Source organism: Legionella cherrii, assembly GCF_900635815.1.
GTDB classification, from domain to species: Bacteria; Pseudomonadota; Gammaproteobacteria; order Legionellales; family Legionellaceae; genus Legionella; species Legionella cherrii.
The window spans coordinates 892,657-914,248 of record NZ_LR134173.1 but is presented as its reverse complement, the minus strand read 5'-3'; the positions used below and the strand labels follow the sequence as shown (position 1 = coordinate 914,248).

Below are 21,592 nucleotides of genomic sequence, written 5' to 3'. Positions count from 1 at the left end.
AAAATTTTGAATCGTTTGGTAGCCTGGATAGAAAATTATTTAGCTAAGAAGTCAATTCACCACAAAGATCAGTTTCCATCAGCTTTTTTATTTCTAAAATTTCTAATCGCTTGCTCAGCAAATACAATAACTTACAATGAGCTGCTTCTGGTGTCATATCATGGCCGCTGATCACCCCTGCTTTCTTTAAAGAATGTCCCGTCGCGTATTGGCTCATTTCTACACCACCTTGTTGGCATTGAGTGCAATTAACAATGATCACCCCTCGGGCGCAAGTATCCTTCAGCAATTTTAAAAAACGAGGATCATTATTTTGTGCATTCCCGGCGCCGTAGGTCTCGAGAATCAAACCACATAAAGGCTGATTTAAAATATAAGTCAAAACCTCCGTAGCAAACCCCGGGAATAATCTAAAATTGGCAATAAACTGTGGCTCTATGGTTTGTAAATGAAACGTTTTTTGCGGTCGTTTCAGCAACAAGCTTTTCTGAACTTTTATCTCAATCCCAATAGATGCTAGATGGGGATAATTCGGAGAATCAAACGCTTTAAACCCTTGTGAACTAATTTTTTGTGAGCGATTACCGCGTAATAGATGTTGGTTGAAATAAATACATACTTCATGGATAGGCTGATTCGCACAAAGCCATAAGGACGTGATCACATTATCGATTGCATCATTACGCACTTCAGATAAGGGAATCTGCGAACCGGTAATCAGTACGGGTTTACCCAAGTTCTCCAACATAAAAGATAAAGCCGATGCAGTATAGGCCATGGTATCTGTGCCATGAAATACAACAAAGCCATCAAAATTTGCATAATTGTCCGCTATATCACGTGCTATTCGATTCCAGTCGTACACCGTCATATTTGAAGAATCAAGCAGTGGATCATATTCTTTTATCGAATAGTCGGGCATGTCTTCATGTTTGAGCAAAGGAATTTGTTGCAAAGCAGCTTCTACATAGCCTGCAGCGGGCTCATAACCATTTTCTGTCTTAATGCTACTAATAGTCCCGCCCGTATTGATGATTAAAATTCTCTTTTTCATATGCTTTAAACTCAAAATATTTGTCCCAATTATATACGTTTATTGAATCCAGGGTAGGGTTATGCATGCTGAGGGATTCTAATACATTGATATGACCGTATGCGTCGACCGAAAATCGCGCGCCATTTAGCAAGTATAGAAATGATTCGTAATTTTCGCTCTTAAGCCTATACCTAAGCAATGCTTTTTCGGGTACGGATACGGACAGGCACCGTTTACGCTAATAGAAATAAGACAGATTTTGTTGAGTAGTTACCTTTTTTCAATAATAATTACAGATTTAATTGCCAAGCTCTCGCAGTTTATGGAAAAATCAAGCTATTAGCGGTTTAATCTAAACAGTGACATCATGGTGATTGATCGTGCCGGTTATCGGTTGAATGTAGGTATTATCCTTGTCAACGCACAGAATAGGGTTTTTTGGGGTAGAAGGACTGGTCATGATGCATGGCAATTTCCGCAGGGCGGTCTGGCTGCTGGTGAAACATCATTAGAAGCAATGTTTCGGGAATTGCATGAAGAAGTAGGTTTGGATAAGGAAGATGTTGAAGTGATTGGCTCCACCAAACGCTGGCTTAAATACAGACTTCCTAAACAATATCTGCGTCATGGCAGCGAACCTTTAGTGATAGGACAAAAACAAAAATGGTATTTGTTAAAGCTCGTTGCCAGTGAGCAGAAAGTCAAACTGGATCTGAGTGACTCACCAGAATTTGACAGCTGGCGATGGGTTGATTTTCATGAGCCAGAAGGGCAGGTTATTTTTTTTAAACGCCAAGTGTACACGCAGGCGTTAAAAGAATTAGAACCTTTATTGAAAAAAAATCGTCGTTCTCCCTATGGCATTAAACGAAAAAAGAGAGCATAGGACCGCTGCGATTTAAAAATGTTAGTGAACGATTGAATTTGAGCATAGATTGAACGAAAATCGCACGGGAGTATTTCTCGCACCGATTGTATTCAAGATATACTCAATACGGCAGTTCCTTGATAGGGTAACCATTTACAAAAGAGGTAATCAAAGGCATAGATGCTCAAAGTACTTAAACGGATAGTTCAAGAAGTCACTACAGCAAAGCAGCTTTCTGAGGCGCTTGTCATTTTAGTGCAACAAATAAATAAAGCCATTAATGCAGAGGCCGCTTCCGTTTACCTCATTGATACCAAACACGCTGAATATGTCCTTATTGCAACAGAAGGTTTAAACAAGCAAGCACAATTTCGAGTTCGTATCTCATTTGATAGTGGCCTTGTCGGCCTTGTCGGTCGGCGGGAAGAACCTATAAATCTTGAGGACGCCCCTGCCCATCCTGATTTTTATCATAATCCGTTATTGGGCGAAGAGCATCTTAAAGCATTTTTAGGCGTTCCTATTATTCAGCATAGAAAACTCTATGGCGTCCTCATTGTTCAACAAACAGAACAACGTTACTTCGATGATACAGAAGAATCTTTTTTAATTACCCTAGCCGCTCAACTTGGCGGAATTATCGCTCATGCAGAAGCAACAGGTGAGTTAGCGGAACTAACCCAGCCTAAGCCTATGGGCGTAACTAAAAAAGTTGAATCCAGTACAACCGCTCTAGCAGGGATTGGCTCGGTCCCAGGTATTGGGATAGGTACTGCGGTGGTTGTATATCCGCAAGCAGATATTGATGCGGTGCCACTAAATCCAGTTGAGACATTGGATGAGGAAATTAATGCGTTTTACGAAGCCCTTGAGTCCACACGTGAAGACATGCACCGCTTAAGTAGGCGCATGAAATCGGTTGTCGGGGAAGAAGAACACGCCCTGTTTGACGTTTATTTACGTATTTTGGATAAAGACAGCCTGGGTGTTGAAGTAGAACACATCATTCGTCAAGAAAAAATTGGAGCCCAGGCTGCTTTAGCGACTGTAATTAAAAAAACACATAGCCCAATTTGAAAATATGGAGGATTCATATCTTAGGGAGCGAGCCAGTGATTTCCGCGATTTAGGACGTCGTGTTTTAGCAGCATTACAGTGGTCACAACAAGAAGAGATTGTATACCCTAAAAGGACCGTTTTGGTTGGCGAGGAAGTAACTGCAGCGGCATTGGCTGAGGTTCCTGAAGGATACCTGGCTGGAGTTATATCAGCCAAGGGTTCTAATAACTCGCATGTTGCTATTTTAGCGCGCGCCTTAGGTGTACCCACAGTTATGGGTGTTCGTGGTTTAAAATTAGATTCAATTTCCCGACGCGCCATTGTTGTTGATGGATATTATGGACAAGTTTATATTTCCCCATCGAAATCCGTACTTGCAGAATTCAAACTCCTGGAACAAGAAGAACAGGCACTAAACCAGAGCCTAATCAGTTTAAGGGATAAGCCTGCGGAAACTACCGACAACTATAAAATTTCTCTGCAAGTAAACACCGGTTTAGCTATGGACGCTGGTTTATCGATGAGCGTCGGAGCTGAGGGTGTGGGTTTATACCGTTCAGAAGTTCCTTTTATGAGTCGGGATCATTTCCCTTCAGAAGATGAGCAAACCATTATTTATCGGCAAACATTGAAAGCCTTCGCCCCCCGCCCCGTAACTATGCGAACTTTGGATATTGGTGGCGATAAAGTACTCCCCTATTTTCCTGTAGAAGAAGATAATCCCTATTTAGGATGGAGAGGAATTCGCGTCACACTGGATCATCCTGATGTCTTCTTGATGCAAGTACGCGCGATGATGCGTGCAAGCGAAGAGTTGAATAATTTACGGATCATGTTACCTATGGTCACCAATTTAAGTGAAGTCGAAGAAGCTTCTTATCTTATTGATCAAGCATTTACAGAATTGTTAGAAGAAGGTTGTGTCATCGAAAAACCAAAGTTAGGTGTCATGATTGAAGTTCCTGCCGCAGCTTATTTGGCACGGGAAATCGCCAAGCGAGTTGATTTTATCTCTGTAGGCAGCAATGATTTGACCCAATACTTTCTGGCTGTCGACCGGAATAATGCTCGCGTTGCCGGCCTTTATGATTCCATGCATCCAGCGATGTTGCGTGTTTTGCTGAAAGTAGTGGAAGGAGGTCATGCAGCAGGGGTCGAAGTGAGTATTTGCGGTGAAATGGCGAGTGATCCTTTAGCAGTGATCTTATTGGTCGCCATGGGTTTTGATACCTTAAGTATGAACTCTTCTAGTTTACCGCGTGTGAAATGGGTTATTCGTAATTTAGCCATTGCTAATGCACGCAAGATTCTTGCCGAAGTATTGGAGTTCGAACACCCAGCGCAAATACGTTTTCATTTACAAAAGGCATTAGAGGAAGAAGGATTAGGTAGCCTAATCCGCGCTGGAAAGTCCCTATGAATAAGAACCTGATCGCACAATGTAGCCTGGGCGCAAAAGTAGAAAAAAAAGGAACTTAAAAAATATGCTAACCTTTCCGTACATTAATCCTGTAGCATTTTCAATAGGTCCAATACAAGTTCATTGGTACGGCTTAATGTATTTGATTGGCTTTGTAAGTGGCTGGTTACTCGCTCATTGGCGGAACAAGCACTATCACCTGGATTGGACATCGGAACAAATCAGTGATTTGATTTTTTATGCGGCCCTAGGTGTCATTATTGGTGGCCGAATTGGTTATATGCTTTTTTATAATTTCCCGGAATTGATGCATGATCCCCTCTCTTTATTTAAAATATGGCAAGGAGGAATGTCTTTCCATGGTGGCTTGCTTGGGGTTGCTGTCGCCCTCTGGCTCTTTTCTCGCAAAAGTAAAAAATCATTCCTGGAAATAGGCGATTTTATTGCCCCCCTGGTCCCTATCGGTTTAGGTGCTGGACGTATCGGTAATTTTATTAACGGTGAGTTATGGGGGCGAGTGACCGATATGCCTTGGGGTATGGTATACAGTCATGTGGATAACCAGCCTCGCCATCCTTCTGAGTTGTATGAGTTCGGTATGGAAGGAATTGGTTTATTTCTCCTTGTTTGGATTTATGCGCGTAAACCTCGTCCCGCTGGACGGGTGTCCGCAGTTTTTTTAATGGGGTATGCAGTGTGTCGTATCATTGCTGAATTTTTCCGACAGCCTGATCCACAGCTTGGCTATATAGCGTTTGGATGGTTGACTATGGGACAAATCTTATCTATCCCGATGTTATTACTTGGATTTTGGTTATGGTGGCTTAAACGATGAGAACTTATCTGAATTTATTAGAACATATTTTACAACACGGTACCCAGAAAACAGACCGAACAGGGACAGGAACCTTATCGGTTTTTGGGTATCAGATGCGATTTGATTTACGCCAAGGATTTCCTTTAGTGACTACCAAAAAATTGCATATGCGCAGCATTGTGCATGAATTACTTTGGTTTTTAAAAGGAGATACCAATGTTGCCTATTTAAATGAGAATGGGGTAACTATTTGGGATGAATGGGCTAATAGCGATGGAGATTTAGGGCCTATTTATGGAAAACAATGGCGAAATTGGCCTACAGCAGATGGCCGTACAATTGACCAGCTCAGTGATGTGGTGCAACAAATCAAGTCCAATCCTGACTCACGCCGTTTACTGGTCAGTGCCTGGAATGTTGGCGAGTTGGATCAAATGGCCTTAATGCCTTGTCATGCTTTATTCCAATTTTATGTGGCAGACAAGACGCTTTCTTGTCAATTGTATCAACGCTCTGCAGATGTGTTTTTAGGTGTACCTTTTAATATTGCATCTTATTCGCTACTCACTCACATGGTTGCCCAGCAATGCAATCTCAATGTGGGCGATTTTATATGGACTGGCGGCGATTGCCACTTATATCTCAATCATTTAGAACAAGCACGTACTCAATTAAGCAGAGAACCATTACCCTTAGCTACCTTAAATATCAAACGTAAACCACTGTCATTATTTGACTATGTTTATGATGATTTTGAGTTCGTGAACTATCAATCTCATCCTGCCATCAAAGCGCCGATTGCAGTTTAAATGCATCACCCTAACCCTCTCCCGCCAGAGGAGAGGGTTAGGGTGATGGGTTGTAAAGCGCCTACGGCTATGACGCACTCAGGCTACATTAATTACTCTACTTAAAAATTCTGCGGATCTCATCCGGTAAAGACACCGATTTATTTTGAACATAATCCACCCAGACAATTTTACAACTGCCTTGGGCCATCAGTAGTTCATCCTGGTATAAATCGTGGCTCATCATCATGCTGGAATTTCCCAGACTGTGTATTTGCGAACACAAAGTCACTGTCGCCGGATAAATGACCGGTTTTAAAAAAGTGCATGCAACATGAATTACTACGGGCCCCGTATTTTCAGTCATACTGATATTGAGTTCTCTTAACCATTCAATACGGGCTTCTTGGAAATAATCAAAATAGCGTGCATTGTTTACATGTCCCAGTGCATCCATATCTCCCCAAGCGATGGAAAAAACTTTTTTATGAACTTCAATTTTCGACTCAGCCACTTCTCAAACCTCCTTCAAGATAAATCCATAGGATCCACATCCACATTCCACCGTACACCATTACTTAATTTATTTCCCATAAGCCATTCTCGTAATTGGGTTAAAACATTTTTTAATTTTTTTCGCGATGAGGACTTAAGTAACAGTTGCATCCGATATTGATTGGCTTTACGTGGCATAGGAGCAGGTGCTGGACCCATCACCGTGATGGAGTGTTCCAGAATTTGCTCTTTCGCTGCATGTAAAAATTTTAATACACTCCCAGCAACTTTTCCTTGTGCCCTGATCATGGCCAAATAGTGAAAAGGAGGAAGTTGCGCCTGTTGCCGGGTAGTTAATAATGCATCCGCAAAAGCATCATATCCGTGCTGAATCAATAAATTAAGTAAAGGGTGATTGGGTAAATGCGTTTGAATCAAAACCTGGCCGTCTTGGTCTGCTCGCCCTGCACGCCCTGAAACTTGCATTAATAGCTGCCCTAAATGCTCTAGAGCTCGAAAATCCTGATTATAAAATCCCGCATCTGCATCAAGAATAACCACTAAAGAGAGACGAGGAAAATGATGGCCTTTTGCTAACATTTGGGTGCCAACGATTAACTGTGCCTCGCCTTGATGAATTTTGTGTAGCTGCTCATTTAAAGCGTTTTTTTTTACGCACGGCATCACGATCGATGCGCACCACCTCCGTATCCGGAAAGTAAGCACTTAGAAACTCATGGATGCGTTGGGTACCTGCTCCAACTGGAATCAATTCCATGCTATGACAGCTGTGGCAATGACTCGGAGTTTTTTGGGTCAATCCACAATGATGACAGATCATCTGTCCTAACTGTTTATGCAAAGTTAAATGGCTATCACAAGCACGACAGTCAGCCATCCAGCCACATTGATGGCATAACAAAACTGGGGAAAACCCACGACGGTTGATGAATACCAGTACCTGATTTTGTTTGCGTAAATGCTCTTTAATGGCGTGTAACGTTGTTGCTGCCAAACCATGCTGTAATGTTTGCGAACGTAAATCAATCAGTTGATAATGCAAAGGGGTAATTGAAAGCGCTTTATGATTCAGACGTAACAAGGCGTATTTCTTTTGCTTCACATTATGCATGCTTTCAAGGCTAGGAGTTGCTGAACCTAAAATAATAGGGATGTTGGCCAAATGCGCCCGCATTAGGGCCGCATCTCGGGCAGAGTAACGTACTCCTTCCATTTGCTTCAATGATGCATCATGCTCTTCATCAATGACAATGAGTCCTAAATTGGGCATAGGTGTAAACAGTGCAGCCCGCGTTCCAATCACCATTTGTACCTTGCTTTCCTTTGCCAATTGCCATGCAACTTGTCGCTCCGTTTCATTCAAACTGGAATGAATTACAGCAATTGGCTGCTTAAAACGCGCCGTAAAGCGTGAGACTAATTGCGGGGTTAACCCGATTTCGGGAACTAGAACCAAGACTTGTTTTTTTTTGCGCTAATATTTGCGCGATGACCTGCAAATAGACTTCTGTTTTGCCACTCCCGGTAACCCCTTGTAATAGAAAGCATTGGTATTGATGTAATGCTTCCGTGATTGCCGCTACAGCCACAGCTTGTTCGGCATTAAGTGTTAAGGGGGATGGTAATGACGCCTCTGTGTTTTCTGGCAGCATGATTTGCTGGGACAAAGAAATAACTTGTGCTGCAAGTAAGTTACAAAGTTGCGTGGAATTAAATCCCTTCTCAGTCAAACGATGTTTGGCCACCGGTTCCTTTTGGGCACTCAAGAATTCGATAAGCTCCAGTTGCTTACGCGCACGGGCAGGGATACGCTTTCGGGCCTCATCCAAAGGTAATACCAGTTGATAAAAATCCCCCATAGGTAATTGGCAAGGCTCTCCCAAACGATATTTTTTAGGTAAAGCCAGGGGTAATACTTCAGATAAAGGCGATTGATAATAATTGGCAATCCAGGAGCATAAAGCCAACATGGCTTCATCGATTAAAGGTTGCTCATCAATAACCGTACCGATGCTTTTTAGGGAAGTCACATCATGCGAAGAGTTGACTTTACCAATTACCACCCCTAGCCGAGTTTGTTGGCGAAAAGGAACCCACACTCGAGCACCGATACATGGGTTTAAACCTTCTGCGACATAATCAAAACCATCTCGATGCGTGTGTGGAATGCAGACTTGAAAAACAGTCACGTTGTCCTGCGGTTTGTTCCCAGAGCTTTCATCATCGACACACTCTAAAGAGATATCATGAGTTGTTGACACCGAATTTTTCCCACTAGAATGTTCGTGATCGCTGTTATTCATGCACTCTTTGCCATTGATGGCTAGCTGATTGTCCCGGAGCCGAAAACACCTTAACCACCACCTGTTCAATACGATGTCGATCCAGCTCTGCCTTATCTTTAATCAACTCATTCACAAACCAACGTGATAACTCTTCAACGGTAATATTCGTTACTGGCAATAAAGTCACATCTTCTTTAAGAAAAGGGATTTTTTTGTGGTTAAACGTAAAATAATAATATTCTTTATCTTCAGCATATTCCAGAAAAGGAGAAAATTGCGGCATCAGAAACGTTTGATTTAAATAACGACATAATTTATGAATACGTTCTTTGTAATAACGATAGTCAAAAGTCATCCCATTTTCTTCAACCCAAGTGGTGAGTGCCAAATAAACGCCATACATATGACCGTGTAATGGTTCTCTTTCAGTTGCAGAGAAAATGGTCGTGTGGCCAGCAGAAAATTTCATGGACTCTTTTTGTAATTCCACTGTGGTTAGGTATTTTTTTATCTTCATAAACTCACTCGTTTATCATTTAATAGAAATCCGTTTAAGGAAACTTCTACATTCTTACTCAAGGCGATTACTTTAAATAACTCCCCCATTTCACTAGGATGGGTAAGCTGTTTTATTGCTTGTTTTGCTCGTACTTGCTCTAACTCGTCATCTAATGTATTTAATAAGCTTAGCAAACCGTTAGCCAGCAAAAAAGAGGCTTGGTTCGTAAAACCCGCAATATGAAAACCCACTTGTTGTCCGGCTTCTGCTACATGCGTAAAATCCACATGTGCAGTAATGTCTTGCTCTCCCGGATGTAATAAAGGATCCGGATGACTGTGATGTTGATAATGACACATTAACGTTCCTTGATTACGATCTGGATGGTAATACTCATGGCGAGGGAATCCGTAATCAATTAAAAAAACCACCCCTTGCTTTAACATCTGATAAATATTCAGAATCCAATCATCAATAAAAAGATTCACTTCAGAGAGATAAGGCGCATCAGGCAACGATAATCTGTTCTTTATGTAATCCAGCAAGCGTTGATTATGGCAGGGCTCGAACCGCTCAGTTAATTGCTGCTGCTCATTCAAAGCAACATAACTTTCCATAATCCCTTCTTCGGTTTTCATAAAACGATGTACTGGCATCGCATCGAGGACTTCATTCGCCAACACCACCCCATTAAAAGGAACTTTCGGCCAACGATCAAGCCAGATAACTAAATGGGCTAAATGAGGAATTTTTTGTGCTATAAGTTGGCGTTGGCGATGCTGTAAATTGGCACTGACTTCCAAAATGTAATATGCTTCTGGCAAAGAATTTTGCTCTTCTAGCTGTTCTAAAACAGCGACACAAAGAGCCCCTGAGCCCGCACCAAATTCGAATAAAACAGGAGACTCAAGGTTCATGAGCACCTGTTGGCATTGATTTGCTAAGGTTTTACCAAATAAAGGAGTTAACTCAGGGGCGGTAATAAAATCACCCTGTTCACCTAATTTTTGTAACCCAGAACTATAATATCCCTCACCAGGGGCGTACAATGCACACTGCATGAATTCCACAAAGGGAATCGACTGGCGCTGAGCCAGTAGGGTATGTAAAGTTTGTAATATACTCATAGTTAGTCATTTAAAAAATTGTAGATAAAAACCTGGGCAACCCCGCCAAGTGCAAATTATTTCCTCCCCCCTTGTGGGGGGAAGGTGCCCGTGAGGGCGGATGAGGGGCTTCTTTTAAATAGGCAAAACCCAGGATAATCTAAAAATAGGGAACATACATTGAATCCGACAAACAAACAAGAAGCAAAGGTTGCTTTAGTCACTGGCGGAGCACGTCGTATTGGTGCCGCAACTGTCAAAACCCTGCATGCAGCAGGATATAAAACAATCATTCATTGCCATCACTCATTGCAAGAAGCTCATTCTCTTGCAGCGAGTTTAAATGAGCAACGACCAAATAGCGCCTTTGTTTTACAAAGAGAAATAACCGAATCGTGTGCAGCAGAAGAGATCATTACCTCCATACAAGATTGGACCGGTCGTTTGGATTTATTAGTCAATAATGCTTCCGTTTTCATCCGTACTGAATTTACTGCATTTGTTGAAACGGATTGGGATGCTCTTTTTAATGTCCATGTTAAAGCACCTTTTTTACTGAGCCTGGCAGCGCGCCCATTACTGGCCAAACACTCTGGAGCCATTATCAACCTGACGGATACCCATGCAGAAAAACCATTGAAAGGGTACTCAGCGTATTGTCAAAGCAAAGCTGCCTTGGAAATGCAAACGAAAAGCTTGGCCCGCGAATTTGCTCCCGAAATCAGGGTCAATGCCATTGCTCCAGGCGCAACCGCCTGGCCTGAGCATTTCAATGCGCTCACTCCAGAAAGAAAAGAAGAAATTATTGCGAAAACACCCTTAAAAAAACATGGAGATCCAGAATATGTAGCCCAGGCCGTTTTAGCTTTGGCTGAAAACCCCTATATCACAGGGCAAATACTTAAGGTGGATGGCGGGAGAAGCTTGATAGGCTAAATAAAAGATTCTCTCATTGCTTAATGAAGAAACTTATTAAATAATAGGTAAAAAACACAAGGAGACCGTGACTTTATGAAAAAAACAGGAGCTTTTCTATTTATTGCCTTAAATACCAGTTTGCTGCATGCTGGGGCTATGGGGGTAATCAAACCCTCTTGCGAGACTGATGATGTTACCGTTCCCTGTCCATGCAATGCATGGGAAATAGGCATTAGCGCTTTATATTTACAACCAAACACTAATTCAGACCTGCTCAATCCTGCATTGACTATAAATCATTTCCAAACGGATGGTACAATTACCCAAACGTTCAATACCATTAAATCCTCTTGGGATTGGGGGTTTTTGTTGGAAGGAGGCTATCACTTTAATACAGGAAATGACCTTAATTTAAATTGGTTGCACTTTAGAGGAACCCATTCCAGTAGTGTTCTTACCTACATCAATGAAAATCCAGCGGTAAACCCATTTGTAGCAGATATTACTACTAATTTGCGATTTGACACTTATTTTGATGCGGTCAATCTTGAATTGGCACAAAGCAGCTCCTTCGGTGAAAACACAAACATTCGTTTTTATGGCGGAGGACAATATGTCAACTCCAAGATTAAACGCGCTGAGTATGATTTTGAAAATGTCATTTTCTTCCCACCTAATACTCTGACACAAGAATCAGTGGCTCATACGAAATTCCAAGGTGCCGGCCCTCGTGTGGGGATAGATATGGCTCATAACCTGAACCACGGTTTTGCGGTATTTGCTCAAAGTGCTACAGCCATACTCCTTGGCGAAAGAAAAGCAAAATTATCAGGGGCAAATATAAGCGGACCGAATGTTTTTCCCTTTAGCGCACAAGCCAAAGGCTCCCATATCGTTCCCGAATTGGAAGCACAATTAGGGTTAAGCTATCAATGGGGTAACTGCAGTAGTGGACAACTTACCTTAATGGGCGGTTGGATGTGGCAACATTATTTTGATATGTTTCTGCTTCCTCCCGGAGGGAACTCTAATCCTTCAACTGTTGTAACCCAGAATGATTTCTCCCTGGATGGTCCTTTTATCAAAGCAAAATGGCTTTCTTGATGTTAAAGTCCTTTGCACTTAGCACTACCCTTATCCAATCATGCATGTGCCGCGGGTTATCCGCGGCATCTATGACGGTCCATCCAAATGGCCTTCCAGAGATAGGCCATAGCACATAGGCAGGGGGTGAGTTATTACGTCGCGTCTTCATCAAATGCTAGGAGCCCTCTTTTTCCTTCTGCTGATCGCATCGTTTCTGTTCAAAGGAACAAGTGATTATTCTATTTTACTGATCAGCTACAGCCTGATGCTCGTAGTTCTTATGAATTCTATTTGTTTTCATTGGCCTGCAAAATCGATTCAATCATCCACCTTAACCTTTTGGTTGGCTCTCTGGCTTGGGTGGACAACTATCCCGCCGCTGCTGGGCTGGGTTCCTAATACCGCTTTTTTCGGCATTTTCCAGTGTACGGCCTGGGTATTTGGATTTTTTTTAGTGACTCAAAATCCGCTTAATGAATGGCTATGGCAAAATTTGCTAAGGGTACTTTGGGTTTTGGGTTTGATCTGTGCGGTGTATGCGCTGATGCAACTCTTGGTTAGAAATGCAATGCCTACTGGATTTTTTGCAAGTAAAAATACTGCCGCAGCCTTTTTAATGATGGTTAACCTGTTATTAATGGGAAAATTCTTTAGCTTAAATCATGAACTTATTGACATAACCCCATCCAAAGTACACAAGATACTTCATAAGGCTTCTCTTTTAATCAGTATATACATCATCGCCTTTGCTTTATTCGCGGCATTAAGCCGCGGTGTTATCCTTTGTTTTATTTTTTTCACGGTACTAGAAATTGCGTTGTCTCGTCATGCGATAAAAATAAAAACGATTTTTCAATTATCCGCAGTTCTGGTTCTGGCCTTGATCACTTTGTATCTCTTGGCTCAACCTGCCATACATCATCGGCTGGATTTACTTGCTCATGAAAAATCACGTCTCGTTATTTGGCAAGGAGCATGGCACTTATGGCAAATAACCCCTTGGTACGGTCTAGGTATTTTCAATTTTAAACAGTACTATCCTGCATTTAGTTTACCCGGTGATGGCTCAAATCTCGAATACGCCCACAATGACTTTTTACAATTATTGATAGAAACAGGAGTTCCTGGTGTAGTTATTTTACTTGGGGTGATGGTAACTTTCGTTGTTTATTTAAGCCGCTACTTAAAAAAGCAAAATAAAAATCCCATAACCTGTATCCAAGCTATGGCCTGTTTTGCCGCATTAGGTGCTTTAATTTGCCATAGTATTATTGATTTCAACTTCTACGTATTTCCCATGAATCTCCTCATGGGATGTTGTTTAGGATATCTCTATTATTTCTTTAAGAAAGAAGGCTGTGTCCGTATTTATTCTTTGTCAGCTGGCAAAATTATTTGGATTTTACAAAGCAGCCTCATGATATTTCTTTTACTTTTAAGCAGTTACTTTATTCGTTTTTTAATCCTGGAACACTATATAGGGAAAACGCAGACCGCCCTTCAGGAAAAACAATTTCGCCAAGCTGTTCATTACAGCAATCAGGCTTTAAAGTCATTTCATTTTGTAGAAATTCAAAGTCTGCAAATAGATGCTTACCTCCAATTGATCCAGAGTGCAACCTCGGAGCACCTGCGTCATTTTTGGACAAAAAAAGCGGTACATGCTATTAATCAGGCAATCGCCATGAATCCCTACTTTGCCCGTTCTTATTTTCAAATGGCTTTGCTACAAAGCTTAGTCTTTAATGAGCCCCGAGAAGCAAAAGAATATTTTCTTAAGACGCTAAAAAATAATCCACATTTTTGTTTGGCTCGACTTACTTTTGCCCGCTTTTTAGTAGAGGAAAAAGAACTGCTGTCCGCGCAGCAGGTTTTGGAGGCCGGCCTTCATTATCCTATTCCTCCAGATTATATAGAGCTCTATCTCAATTATCTGGCTAAACTTCGTTTTGAAAACGGTGATCCGCAAGGAGCCCAAAAAGTAGCCGACCGATTACAACATCTGCATGTCTATCAACAAGATTATAGTGATCTCATCTAATGGATTTCTTCAAATGCTCCAGCTAAAAATTGAATTAACAAAAAGCATTTTTCTGATGACCATCAAATAAAGACTGTATCTGTGGTAAATTCAGCAAAAAATTGATGTATTTTTTCTAGTGAGTCCAATTGATAAAAACGTTGCAACAATGACGCATCAAACATTGATCGAAAATAGTAACGTACTAAAGATTTACTTTGCAAAATGGCCTTATATTCATTTTCTAAAGCAGCAAGACCCTGTAAGTGGTGCATAAATAAATTAATTTTTTCATCAAGGTTCACAACACCGTGCGACGGTTGCAGTAACTCCTGATAAAGCCAAGGCTTGCCAGTTCCTGCGCGCGATATCATATACGCATCACAACCACTTATCTCGATCGCCCTTTGTAAACTGCTAACATCGTGAATATCGCCATTTGCAATCACGGGAATAGTAATACCTTGTTTGATTTGCGCGATTTGCTCTAAATCTGAGGCCACATCGTAGTCATCAATCCAACGCCGCCCATGCACAATCAGTGCATCCGCTCCCGCTTCTTCAATTCTCTTCGCCAGCACAAGATCCTGTTTATTGCCTTGTATCCGAATTTTAATTGTTAAAGGAATAGTAATTGCTGCGCGAACTTCTTTTATAATGTGAACCAATTGCTCTGGAACTTCCAGCAAGGCGCTTCCCGCCCCCTTTTTACGTATTTTAGGTTTAGGGCATCCACAATTTATATCAATGATATCGGCGCCATTGAGCTGCAACTGTTGCGCTGCTTGTGCCAGAATGTGCGGCTCGGTCCCTGCAATTTGATAAGCAAGAATCTGTTCCTGAGGCGCTCGGTAAAGATAACGTGAGTTTGTAGTGTGTTTATACAGGATATCCGTTGCAGAACTCATTTCAGTAACACAATATGCAGGTGACGCATATCGATTAAATAAGATTCTGAATGGTGCACAACTATAACCAGCCAAAGGGCCTTGAATTAATCGATTGGCTAGAGTCAAAGAACCTAATTGCAAAGAACTATTAAGAAAAGCGTGCATCAATTTATTTCATGGATATAATGAGGGCCTATTTTAACATACTTGAACCTAAAAAAAGCAGTTAAAATCTGCTGCGCAAACCAAAGGTACCGAATTAAACAGGAACAGCTTTTTATGGACAAACGTTACTTATCCCCATTGGAAATGCTCAATATTGCAACACAACATGCCTATGCTGCAGATTATCTGTTACAACAAATTACCGATTGGACCTTTCGACAAGCCGATCCACTTGCCGTATTGACCCCCGTCACCTCGCTGATGTACCAAGCGTTTCAACTGACATTAAAAGCTTATTGCTTGCATGAGCACCGTCCCGTTAAAGAACACAAGAAACTTATGGAACTGGTTGAATTAAATAGCCATTTGGGTTTTTCTCGTCAAGAACTTGTTTTATTAAAGACTCTAGCAAAGCAACAGGTTTTTCTTAAGGGAACGGATTACGATTTATGGGAAAATCAACAACAGCTCCATGTTTTTTGTGAAGAAATTCTTTCCCTTTATCAAAAGCTACAAACGATGATGCCACTAGAACTTCATCCTGATTATCAGCAATAATCAATACCGTGGCCTGGATGAAACGAGACTTAGCCTTAGGCTTCTGATGTCATCCTGAGTGCAGCGGCCATCACTTCGACAAAAGCCTCATCATCCCTCACGATGCTCGAGTTGACGATAATTCAGTTGTTCTTCCCCACTTGGCAGCGCGTACAATTCACGTTAGGATAAGTTCTCTTAATTTGATTCTTCGATGTTTTTTATATTAAGGTAGAAATTATGGAGCAGGTAGAAGACAATAAGACTGGAAATGCTGTGCAACACCAAATATTACAGTTAAGTCATCGCTTAAATTCGCAAATTTTAGGCCAAAATGAATTAATCTCACGTTTGCTCATTGCCTTACTTGCTGATGGCCATTTACTGGTAGAAGGCGCCCCCGGATTGGCAAAAACCAGGGCGGTTAAAGAGTTATCTGATGGGGTTGAAGGTAATTTTCATCGCATCCAATTTACACCTGATCTATTACCTGGCGATTTAACCGGTACGGATGTATATCATCCACAAAATGGTTCTTTTGTATTTCAACCAGGTCCTATATTCCATCATTTGCTTTTAGCAGATGAAATTAACCGTGCCCCAGCAAAAGTACAATCGGCCTTACTTGAGGCAATGGCTGAAAGACAAGTGACTATAGGAGGTAAGACCTATCCTCTGCCTGAATTATTTTTGGTGATGGCAACACAAAACCCCATTGAGCAGGAAGGAACATATCCTTTGCCTGAAGCCCAATTGGACCGATTTTTGATGTACGTAAAAATTAGTTACCCTGATGCCAAAGTAGAGCACGATATATTGGCCTTATCACGCAAAGAAGCCTTAGGCGCTGCAATGGCCACCAAACCAGCCTCGTCAGAGAAATTATCACAAAAAACATTATTTGAAGCACGGAAACAAGTACTTAATGTGCATACAAGCGAAGCATTGGAAAACTATCTGGTGCAATTAGTGGTAGCAACACGTAATCCAGGTATATACAGTGAAGAACTGGGCCGTTGGTTGCGTTTTGGTGCCAGCCCTCGCGCCACCATTGCTTTGGACCGCTGTTCCAAAGCGCATGCCTGGCTTTCTGGTAGAGATTATGTCACTCCAGATGACATTCATGTCATTGCGCATGATGTATTACGCCATCGAATTTTGTTAAGTTTTGAAGCTGAGGCAGAAGGAATCCACAGCGATGATTTTATTGACTCTTTATTACGTTTAGTTGCTGTTCCGTAGCTTGGGGTTTAGGACACTACCATTAAGTCCCCTCATGCATGGGCTGGCCCAACAAATGAATAGCCTTGAATTTGGCGGGTTCAACCCCCATTTTCACAGCATATGAAGTATATGAGGTTTTTATGGCTAATGGCGTTATTGCAGAATTAAATGAGTTAATTGATTTAAGGCGTTACGTGCAATCCGTTCATTATCACCCGGAGGGTAAAGCAATACGGTCCGGCAATCATTTATCCAAATTACGTGGTCGTGGCATGGATTTTGCCGAAGTTAGGAATTATCAGGCAGGTGATGAAATACGCCATATGGAGTGGCGCGTTACTGCACGTACAGGTAGGCCGCATGTCAAAATTTATCAAGAAGAGCGTGAAAGACCAGTAGTCATTCTCACAGATTTTAATCCTTCCATGATTTTCGGTACCCGCATTGCGTTTAAATCAGTAATTGCAGCCCGATTAGCAGCGCTTCTTGCTTGGACAGTAATCAAGGAAGGCGATAGAGTAGGTGGTGTATTCTTCTCCGCCACGGATCACAGTGAGTTTACTCCTCGCAGTCGTGATATGGGGGTACTGCCTTTGTTAGCTTCTTTGAGTCGATATACTGATCAGAGCGAAGAACAAAGAGAAGCCAAACCCAGGTTGCTTAGTGATGCATTAGCACGCTTACGGCGCGTGGTGAGACCAGGGAGTATCCTGGTTCTGATCAGTGATTTTTACTCTATGGACAGTGAATGTGAAAAGCATTTAAATCGATTACGCTACCATAATGACATCCTGGCCTATCATATTTGTGATCGTGTGGAACTTTCGCCGCCAAAACCACAGCAATATGCGATGACGAATGGACAGCAAGAAATAATACTTGATACCAGCTTACATTCAGTGAACACGGCTTATGAGCAATATTGCCAACAGCGCATAGAGCATTTGCAAAATCAATTACGACGCTTGTGCATTCAGTATGTACAGGTTACAGCAGATGTAAATTTAGCACAGGTGGTGCGTCAAACGTTTCCCAGGAGGTCTCGTGGCTAACACTGATCCCTTGGCACAGTTAAAAGACATCCATCTTCCTACCCCGATTGGTTGGTGGCCATTGGCTCCTGGATGGTACATTCTGATGGGGCTCATTTTATTTATAGCAATCCTACTCGCTTATGGTGCTTATAAAAGACATCGCCATGCATTGGCCAAGAAACACGCTTTGCTTTTGTTAAATGACTATCTAAAAAACTATGAAAAAGAACAGAACAGCTCGTTGGCCAGTGCTCATGTTTCAGAATTGTTACGCCGAGTCGCTCTTGTCTATTATCCAAGGGAACGTGTTGCCAGTTTGCATGGGGAAGACTGGCTTAAATTTTTAAATGAAACCAGCAAAGGACTTGATTTTAATTTGGTAAAAGACATGTTGCTAGATGCTCCGTTTAAAACAGGGGAAACCATGGATCTCAAACCCTTGTTTACCACGGCACAACTCTGGATTAAACAAAGGAGAGTGCCATGTTCGAATTAGCCAATCCTTGGGTTTTAATCCTGTTACCTTTACCCTTACTCTTTTGGTTTTTAATACCAAGAGCCAAAGTACAATTGCCGGCTGCATTGAAAGTCCCTTTTTTTGCTGATATGGTCCTCATCGCCGATCAAGAGAAACGTTCTGTTTCAGCACAATACTCACTCATAATTCCAGCTATGGTGTGGTTATTATTGGTTATTGCTTTAGCAGGCCCTCGTTGGATTGGTGCTCCCAAACCCATTGCGCGTGAAGGTTTTAACATCATGCTGGCTTTAGATTTATCTGGCAGTATGGAAATTCCTGATATGCTCCTCTATGGACGACCTGTAAGTCGTTTAAGCGTAGTAAAAAGTGCCGCGGAGCAATTTGTACGCGATCGGTCAGGAGACAAAATTGGTCTGATCCTCTTCGGAACGCGCGCTTACTTACAGACACCACTTACTTATGACCGACATACCATTCTTTTACGTCTTGAAGATGCCACCGCTGGCCTTGCAGGGAAAACCACCTCCATTGGCGATGCCGTTGGTCTGGCTGTAAAACGGCTGGATGATGTTCCCAAAAAAGGAAGAATTCTGATTTTATTGACTGACGGAGCAAATAATTCCGGCATACTTGCCCCACTAAAAGCAGCAGAACTCGCTAAAGAAGAAGGAATTAAAATCTACACCATAGGCTTAGGATCTGAAGCAGATTCAAGAGCCTTAGTGGGTGATTTTATCATGCAAAATGCTTCCGCAGATTTGGATGAAGAGACCTTAAAAAAAATGTCTGACATGACTGGCGGTCGTTATTTCCGTGCTACAGATACTGAAACATTACATTCTATTTATAAAACCATTAACGAGTTGGAAACCGTAAGCCAGGAACAAGCGACTGTGCGGCCACAAAAAGAATATTATCCATGGTGTGTTGGTATGGCACTATTACTTTGTTTCTCTTGGCTAATTAGCAAAGCAGACCTGACCTTGAGCGTAAACTCAGCGATATCAAGTCGGGGGGCATTAAAATCATGATTGCAGATTTTCATTTTTTGAGGCCTTGGTGGCTTTTAATGATTTTGCCTTTATTAGGATTGATTTTCGTTTTATGGCGACAAAAACCGAAGTTACATTCTTGGTCAGAAGTCTGTGATTCCCATTTATTGAGTCATCTATTGCAGAAAAAAGGCCAAGGTCGACGGATGAGTTCTATGCTGTGTCTGTTTTTAAGTATTCTATTCATGATTTTGAGCATCGCCGGTCCTGTTTGGTATAAACTGCCCGTAGCAACCTATAAGCCCATACAACCTCGAGTTCTCGTTTTAGATATGTCAGAAAATATGATGGCTAACGATTTAACACCCAACCGCTTAAGCCGAGCAAAATTTAAGCTGCATGATTTGTTTGCTCACAAAGAGGTAGGGCAATTCGGTCTTGTGGCCTTTACCAGTGAACCTTTTGTTGTTTCACCACTGACTGATGATGGGCAAACTATTTCATCCCTACTTTCTTCGCTAACCCCAGATATCATGCCCGTAACCGGACAGAATCTTGATAGTGCCTTGAATGAAGCCAGTAAACTCATCAAACAAGCAGGTTATAACCAAGGACAAATTTTGGTATTAACTGCAGATACCCCCTCCGATGAGGCAATTGCTCTCGCAAAAAAATTAGCGGAATCTGGGATTTATTCTTCGATTATGCCAGTCAAAGCAGATAAAAATCTGAATCCCCTTTTTGGCCGTTTTGCTGATGCAGGTGGAGGACAATTGGTACAATATACCCCAGACTCCCATGACTTAGAACAATGGCTCAATTCAAGTAATAATAACGAATTTGTTTTAAGCCAAGACGATGACATACCCCTTTGGCGCGATGAAGGACGCTGGTTTTTAATTCCTGCGTTGTTGTTGCTGTTGCCTGTATTTCGACGTGGCTGGATACAGAGGATCGTTGTATGATGCGTTACTTTATTCTTTTATGCTGCTCATTTATTTCTTTAACGGCCCATGCCTTTAGTTGGCAGGACTTATGGTCTACCGCGGATCAACAAGGACGAGACTTAATGGCAAAAAATCAATTCAAACAAGCCAAAGAAACGTTTCAACGCAATGATTGGGCTGCTGCTGCGGCATATCGTGCAGGCGATTACCAAAAAGCTGCTGAGTTGTATCAAGCATTAAAAAATGAACAAGGCTACTATAATCAAGGTAATGCCTTAGCGCATATGGGGCAATATGAAGAGGCAATTAAAGCTTATGATAAAGCATTAGCGCTCAATTCAGCAGATCAAGACGCCCTTTATAACCGTAAGCTAGTTGAAGATCTTTTGAAACAAGATAAAGAAAAGAAACAAAACAAAGATCAGCAAAACAAAGATCAACAAAACCAAGATCAACAAAACAAAGATCAGCAAAACCAAGATCAACAAAACAAAGATCAACAAAACAAGGATCAACAAAACCAAGATCAACAAAACCAAGATCAACAAAACCAAGATCAACAAAAGAAAGATCAACAAAACAAAGATCAACAAAAGAAAGATCAACAAAACAAAGATCAACAAAACAAAGATCAACAAAACCAAGATCAGCAAAACAAGGATCAACAAAACAAGGATCAACAAAACAAAGATCAGCAAAACAAAGATCAGCAAAACAAAGATCAGCAAAACAAAGATCAGCAAAACAAAGATCAGCAAAACAAGGATCAACAAAACAAAGATCAGCAAAACAAGGATCAGCAAAATAAAGATCAGCAAAACAAAGATCAGCAAAACAAAGAAAAGAATAACCCAAGCAATAGCGAAGCTCAGTCCGAAGCAGAGCGAGAAAAACAACAAGCAAA

The 21,592-nt window shown here is 41.6% G+C and carries 18 protein-coding genes and 3 pseudogenes; 14 read left to right on the top strand and 7 right to left on the bottom strand.

Going from position 1 to position 21,592, the window contains the following annotated elements:
- Window positions 1–43: 43 nt before the first annotated feature.
- Window positions 44–1,054 carry an asparaginase gene (gene ansA, locus EL022_RS03910; RefSeq protein ID WP_028382454.1) on the bottom strand — a complete coding sequence of 337 codons (1,011 nt, stop codon included), beginning with the start codon at window positions 1,052–1,054 and terminating at the stop codon, window positions 44–46.
- A 349-nt stretch (window positions 1,055–1,403) separates the two neighbouring features.
- Between ansA and EL022_RS03905 the strand changes: the two genes are divergently transcribed.
- The 4 genes and pseudogenes from EL022_RS03905 (at window position 1,404) to thyA (ending at window position 6,009) form a co-directional block, all read left to right on the top strand.
- Window positions 1,404–1,922, top strand: coding sequence for an RNA pyrophosphohydrolase (locus tag EL022_RS03905; RefSeq protein WP_028382453.1), 519 nt, complete (start codon window positions 1,404–1,406; stop codon window positions 1,920–1,922).
- Window positions 1,923–2,084: 162 nt separating this feature from the next.
- A pseudogene (gene ptsP, locus EL022_RS03900) lies at window positions 2,085–4,383 on the top strand (phosphoenolpyruvate--protein phosphotransferase).
- A gap of 64 nt (window positions 4,384–4,447) precedes the next feature.
- Window positions 4,448–5,218: a prolipoprotein diacylglyceryl transferase gene (gene lgt, locus EL022_RS03895; RefSeq protein ID WP_028382451.1), complete on the top strand. Its 771-nt coding sequence runs from the start codon at window positions 4,448–4,450 to the stop codon at window positions 5,216–5,218.
- Window positions 5,215–6,009, top strand: a complete 795-nt coding sequence (gene thyA, locus EL022_RS03890; RefSeq protein ID WP_028382450.1) for a thymidylate synthase — start codon at window positions 5,215–5,217, stop codon at window positions 6,007–6,009. Before lgt ends, thyA begins: the two co-directional genes overlap by 4 nt.
- 97 nt (window positions 6,010–6,106) lie before the next feature.
- Here thyA and EL022_RS03885 read toward each other — a convergent pair whose 3' ends face one another.
- The 4 genes and pseudogenes from EL022_RS03885 to EL022_RS03870 all read right to left on the bottom strand — a co-directional run bounded on the left by EL022_RS03885 (window position 6,107) and on the right by EL022_RS03870 (window position 10,415).
- Window positions 6,107–6,502, bottom strand: coding sequence for an acyl-CoA thioesterase (locus EL022_RS03885; protein ID WP_028382449.1), 396 nt, complete (start codon window positions 6,500–6,502; stop codon window positions 6,107–6,109).
- Between the two features lie 14 nt (window positions 6,503–6,516).
- Window positions 6,517–8,693, bottom strand: a pseudogene (locus tag EL022_RS16660) (primosomal protein N').
- A gap of 106 nt (window positions 8,694–8,799) precedes the next feature.
- Window positions 8,800–9,306: a 6-pyruvoyl trahydropterin synthase family protein gene (locus tag EL022_RS03875; protein ID WP_035901344.1), complete on the bottom strand. Its 507-nt coding sequence runs from the start codon at window positions 9,304–9,306 to the stop codon at window positions 8,800–8,802.
- Window positions 9,303–10,415: a class I SAM-dependent methyltransferase gene (locus EL022_RS03870; protein WP_028382446.1), complete on the bottom strand. Its 1,113-nt coding sequence runs from the start codon at window positions 10,413–10,415 to the stop codon at window positions 9,303–9,305. Before EL022_RS03870 ends, EL022_RS03875 begins: the two co-directional genes overlap by 4 nt.
- Before the next feature lie 159 nt (window positions 10,416–10,574).
- Between EL022_RS03870 and EL022_RS03865 the strand changes: the two genes are divergently transcribed.
- The 3 genes from EL022_RS03865 to EL022_RS03855 all read left to right on the top strand — a co-directional run bounded on the left by EL022_RS03865 (window position 10,575) and on the right by EL022_RS03855 (window position 14,439).
- The gene (locus EL022_RS03865; RefSeq protein ID WP_028382445.1) at window positions 10,575–11,330 is read left to right on the top strand and encodes a pteridine reductase; all 756 of its coding nucleotides are present in this window, start codon (window positions 10,575–10,577) and stop codon (window positions 11,328–11,330) included.
- Between the two features lie 75 nt (window positions 11,331–11,405).
- Window positions 11,406–12,416: an Lpg1974 family pore-forming outer membrane protein gene (locus tag EL022_RS03860; protein WP_028382444.1), complete on the top strand. Its 1,011-nt coding sequence runs from the start codon at window positions 11,406–11,408 to the stop codon at window positions 12,414–12,416.
- Between the two features lie 262 nt (window positions 12,417–12,678).
- The gene (locus tag EL022_RS03855; protein ID WP_241972238.1) at window positions 12,679–14,439 is read left to right on the top strand and encodes an O-antigen ligase family protein; all 1,761 of its coding nucleotides are present in this window, start codon (window positions 12,679–12,681) and stop codon (window positions 14,437–14,439) included.
- Between the two features lie 62 nt (window positions 14,440–14,501).
- Here EL022_RS03855 and EL022_RS03850 read toward each other — a convergent pair whose 3' ends face one another.
- Window positions 14,502–15,473 (bottom strand): tRNA dihydrouridine synthase, encoded by a 972-nt coding sequence (locus EL022_RS03850; RefSeq protein WP_028382442.1) that lies wholly within the window; start codon window positions 15,471–15,473, stop codon window positions 14,502–14,504.
- 114 nt (window positions 15,474–15,587) lie between these two features.
- Between EL022_RS03850 and EL022_RS03845 the strand changes: the two genes are divergently transcribed.
- The 7 genes and pseudogenes from EL022_RS03845 to EL022_RS16765 all read left to right on the top strand — a co-directional run.
- Window positions 15,588–16,031 (top strand): hypothetical protein, encoded by a 444-nt coding sequence (locus tag EL022_RS03845; RefSeq protein ID WP_028382441.1) that lies wholly within the window; start codon window positions 15,588–15,590, stop codon window positions 16,029–16,031.
- Between the two features lie 219 nt (window positions 16,032–16,250).
- A complete protein-coding gene (locus EL022_RS03840; RefSeq protein WP_028382440.1) occupies window positions 16,251–17,252 on the top strand; it encodes an AAA family ATPase in 1,002 nt (333 codons plus the stop codon).
- A gap of 122 nt (window positions 17,253–17,374) precedes the next feature.
- Window positions 17,375–18,286: a DUF58 domain-containing protein gene (locus EL022_RS03835; RefSeq protein ID WP_028382439.1), complete on the top strand. Its 912-nt coding sequence runs from the start codon at window positions 17,375–17,377 to the stop codon at window positions 18,284–18,286.
- Window positions 18,279–18,764: a DUF4381 domain-containing protein gene (locus tag EL022_RS03830; protein WP_028382438.1), complete on the top strand. Its 486-nt coding sequence runs from the start codon at window positions 18,279–18,281 to the stop codon at window positions 18,762–18,764. Before EL022_RS03835 ends, EL022_RS03830 begins: the two co-directional genes overlap by 8 nt.
- Window positions 18,752–19,780 (top strand): VWA domain-containing protein, encoded by a 1,029-nt coding sequence (locus EL022_RS03825; protein ID WP_028382437.1) that lies wholly within the window; start codon window positions 18,752–18,754, stop codon window positions 19,778–19,780. Before EL022_RS03830 ends, EL022_RS03825 begins: the two co-directional genes overlap by 13 nt.
- A complete protein-coding gene (locus EL022_RS03820; RefSeq protein ID WP_028382436.1) occupies window positions 19,777–20,706 on the top strand; it encodes a vWA domain-containing protein in 930 nt (309 codons plus the stop codon). The genes EL022_RS03825 and EL022_RS03820 overlap by 4 nt, the downstream gene beginning before the upstream one ends.
- Window positions 20,703–21,008 (top strand): annotated as a pseudogene (locus EL022_RS16765) (tetratricopeptide repeat protein); the annotation flags it as partial. The gene EL022_RS03820 and the pseudogene EL022_RS16765, both read left to right, overlap by 4 nt.
- A gap of 13 nt (window positions 21,009–21,021) precedes the next feature.
- Here EL022_RS16765 and EL022_RS16760 read toward each other — a convergent pair.
- Window positions 21,022–21,543 carry a pentapeptide repeat-containing protein gene (locus EL022_RS16760; protein WP_422386206.1) on the bottom strand — a complete coding sequence of 174 codons (522 nt, stop codon included), beginning with the start codon at window positions 21,541–21,543 and terminating at the stop codon, window positions 21,022–21,024.
- Between the last annotated feature and the right edge of the window lie 49 nt (window positions 21,544–21,592).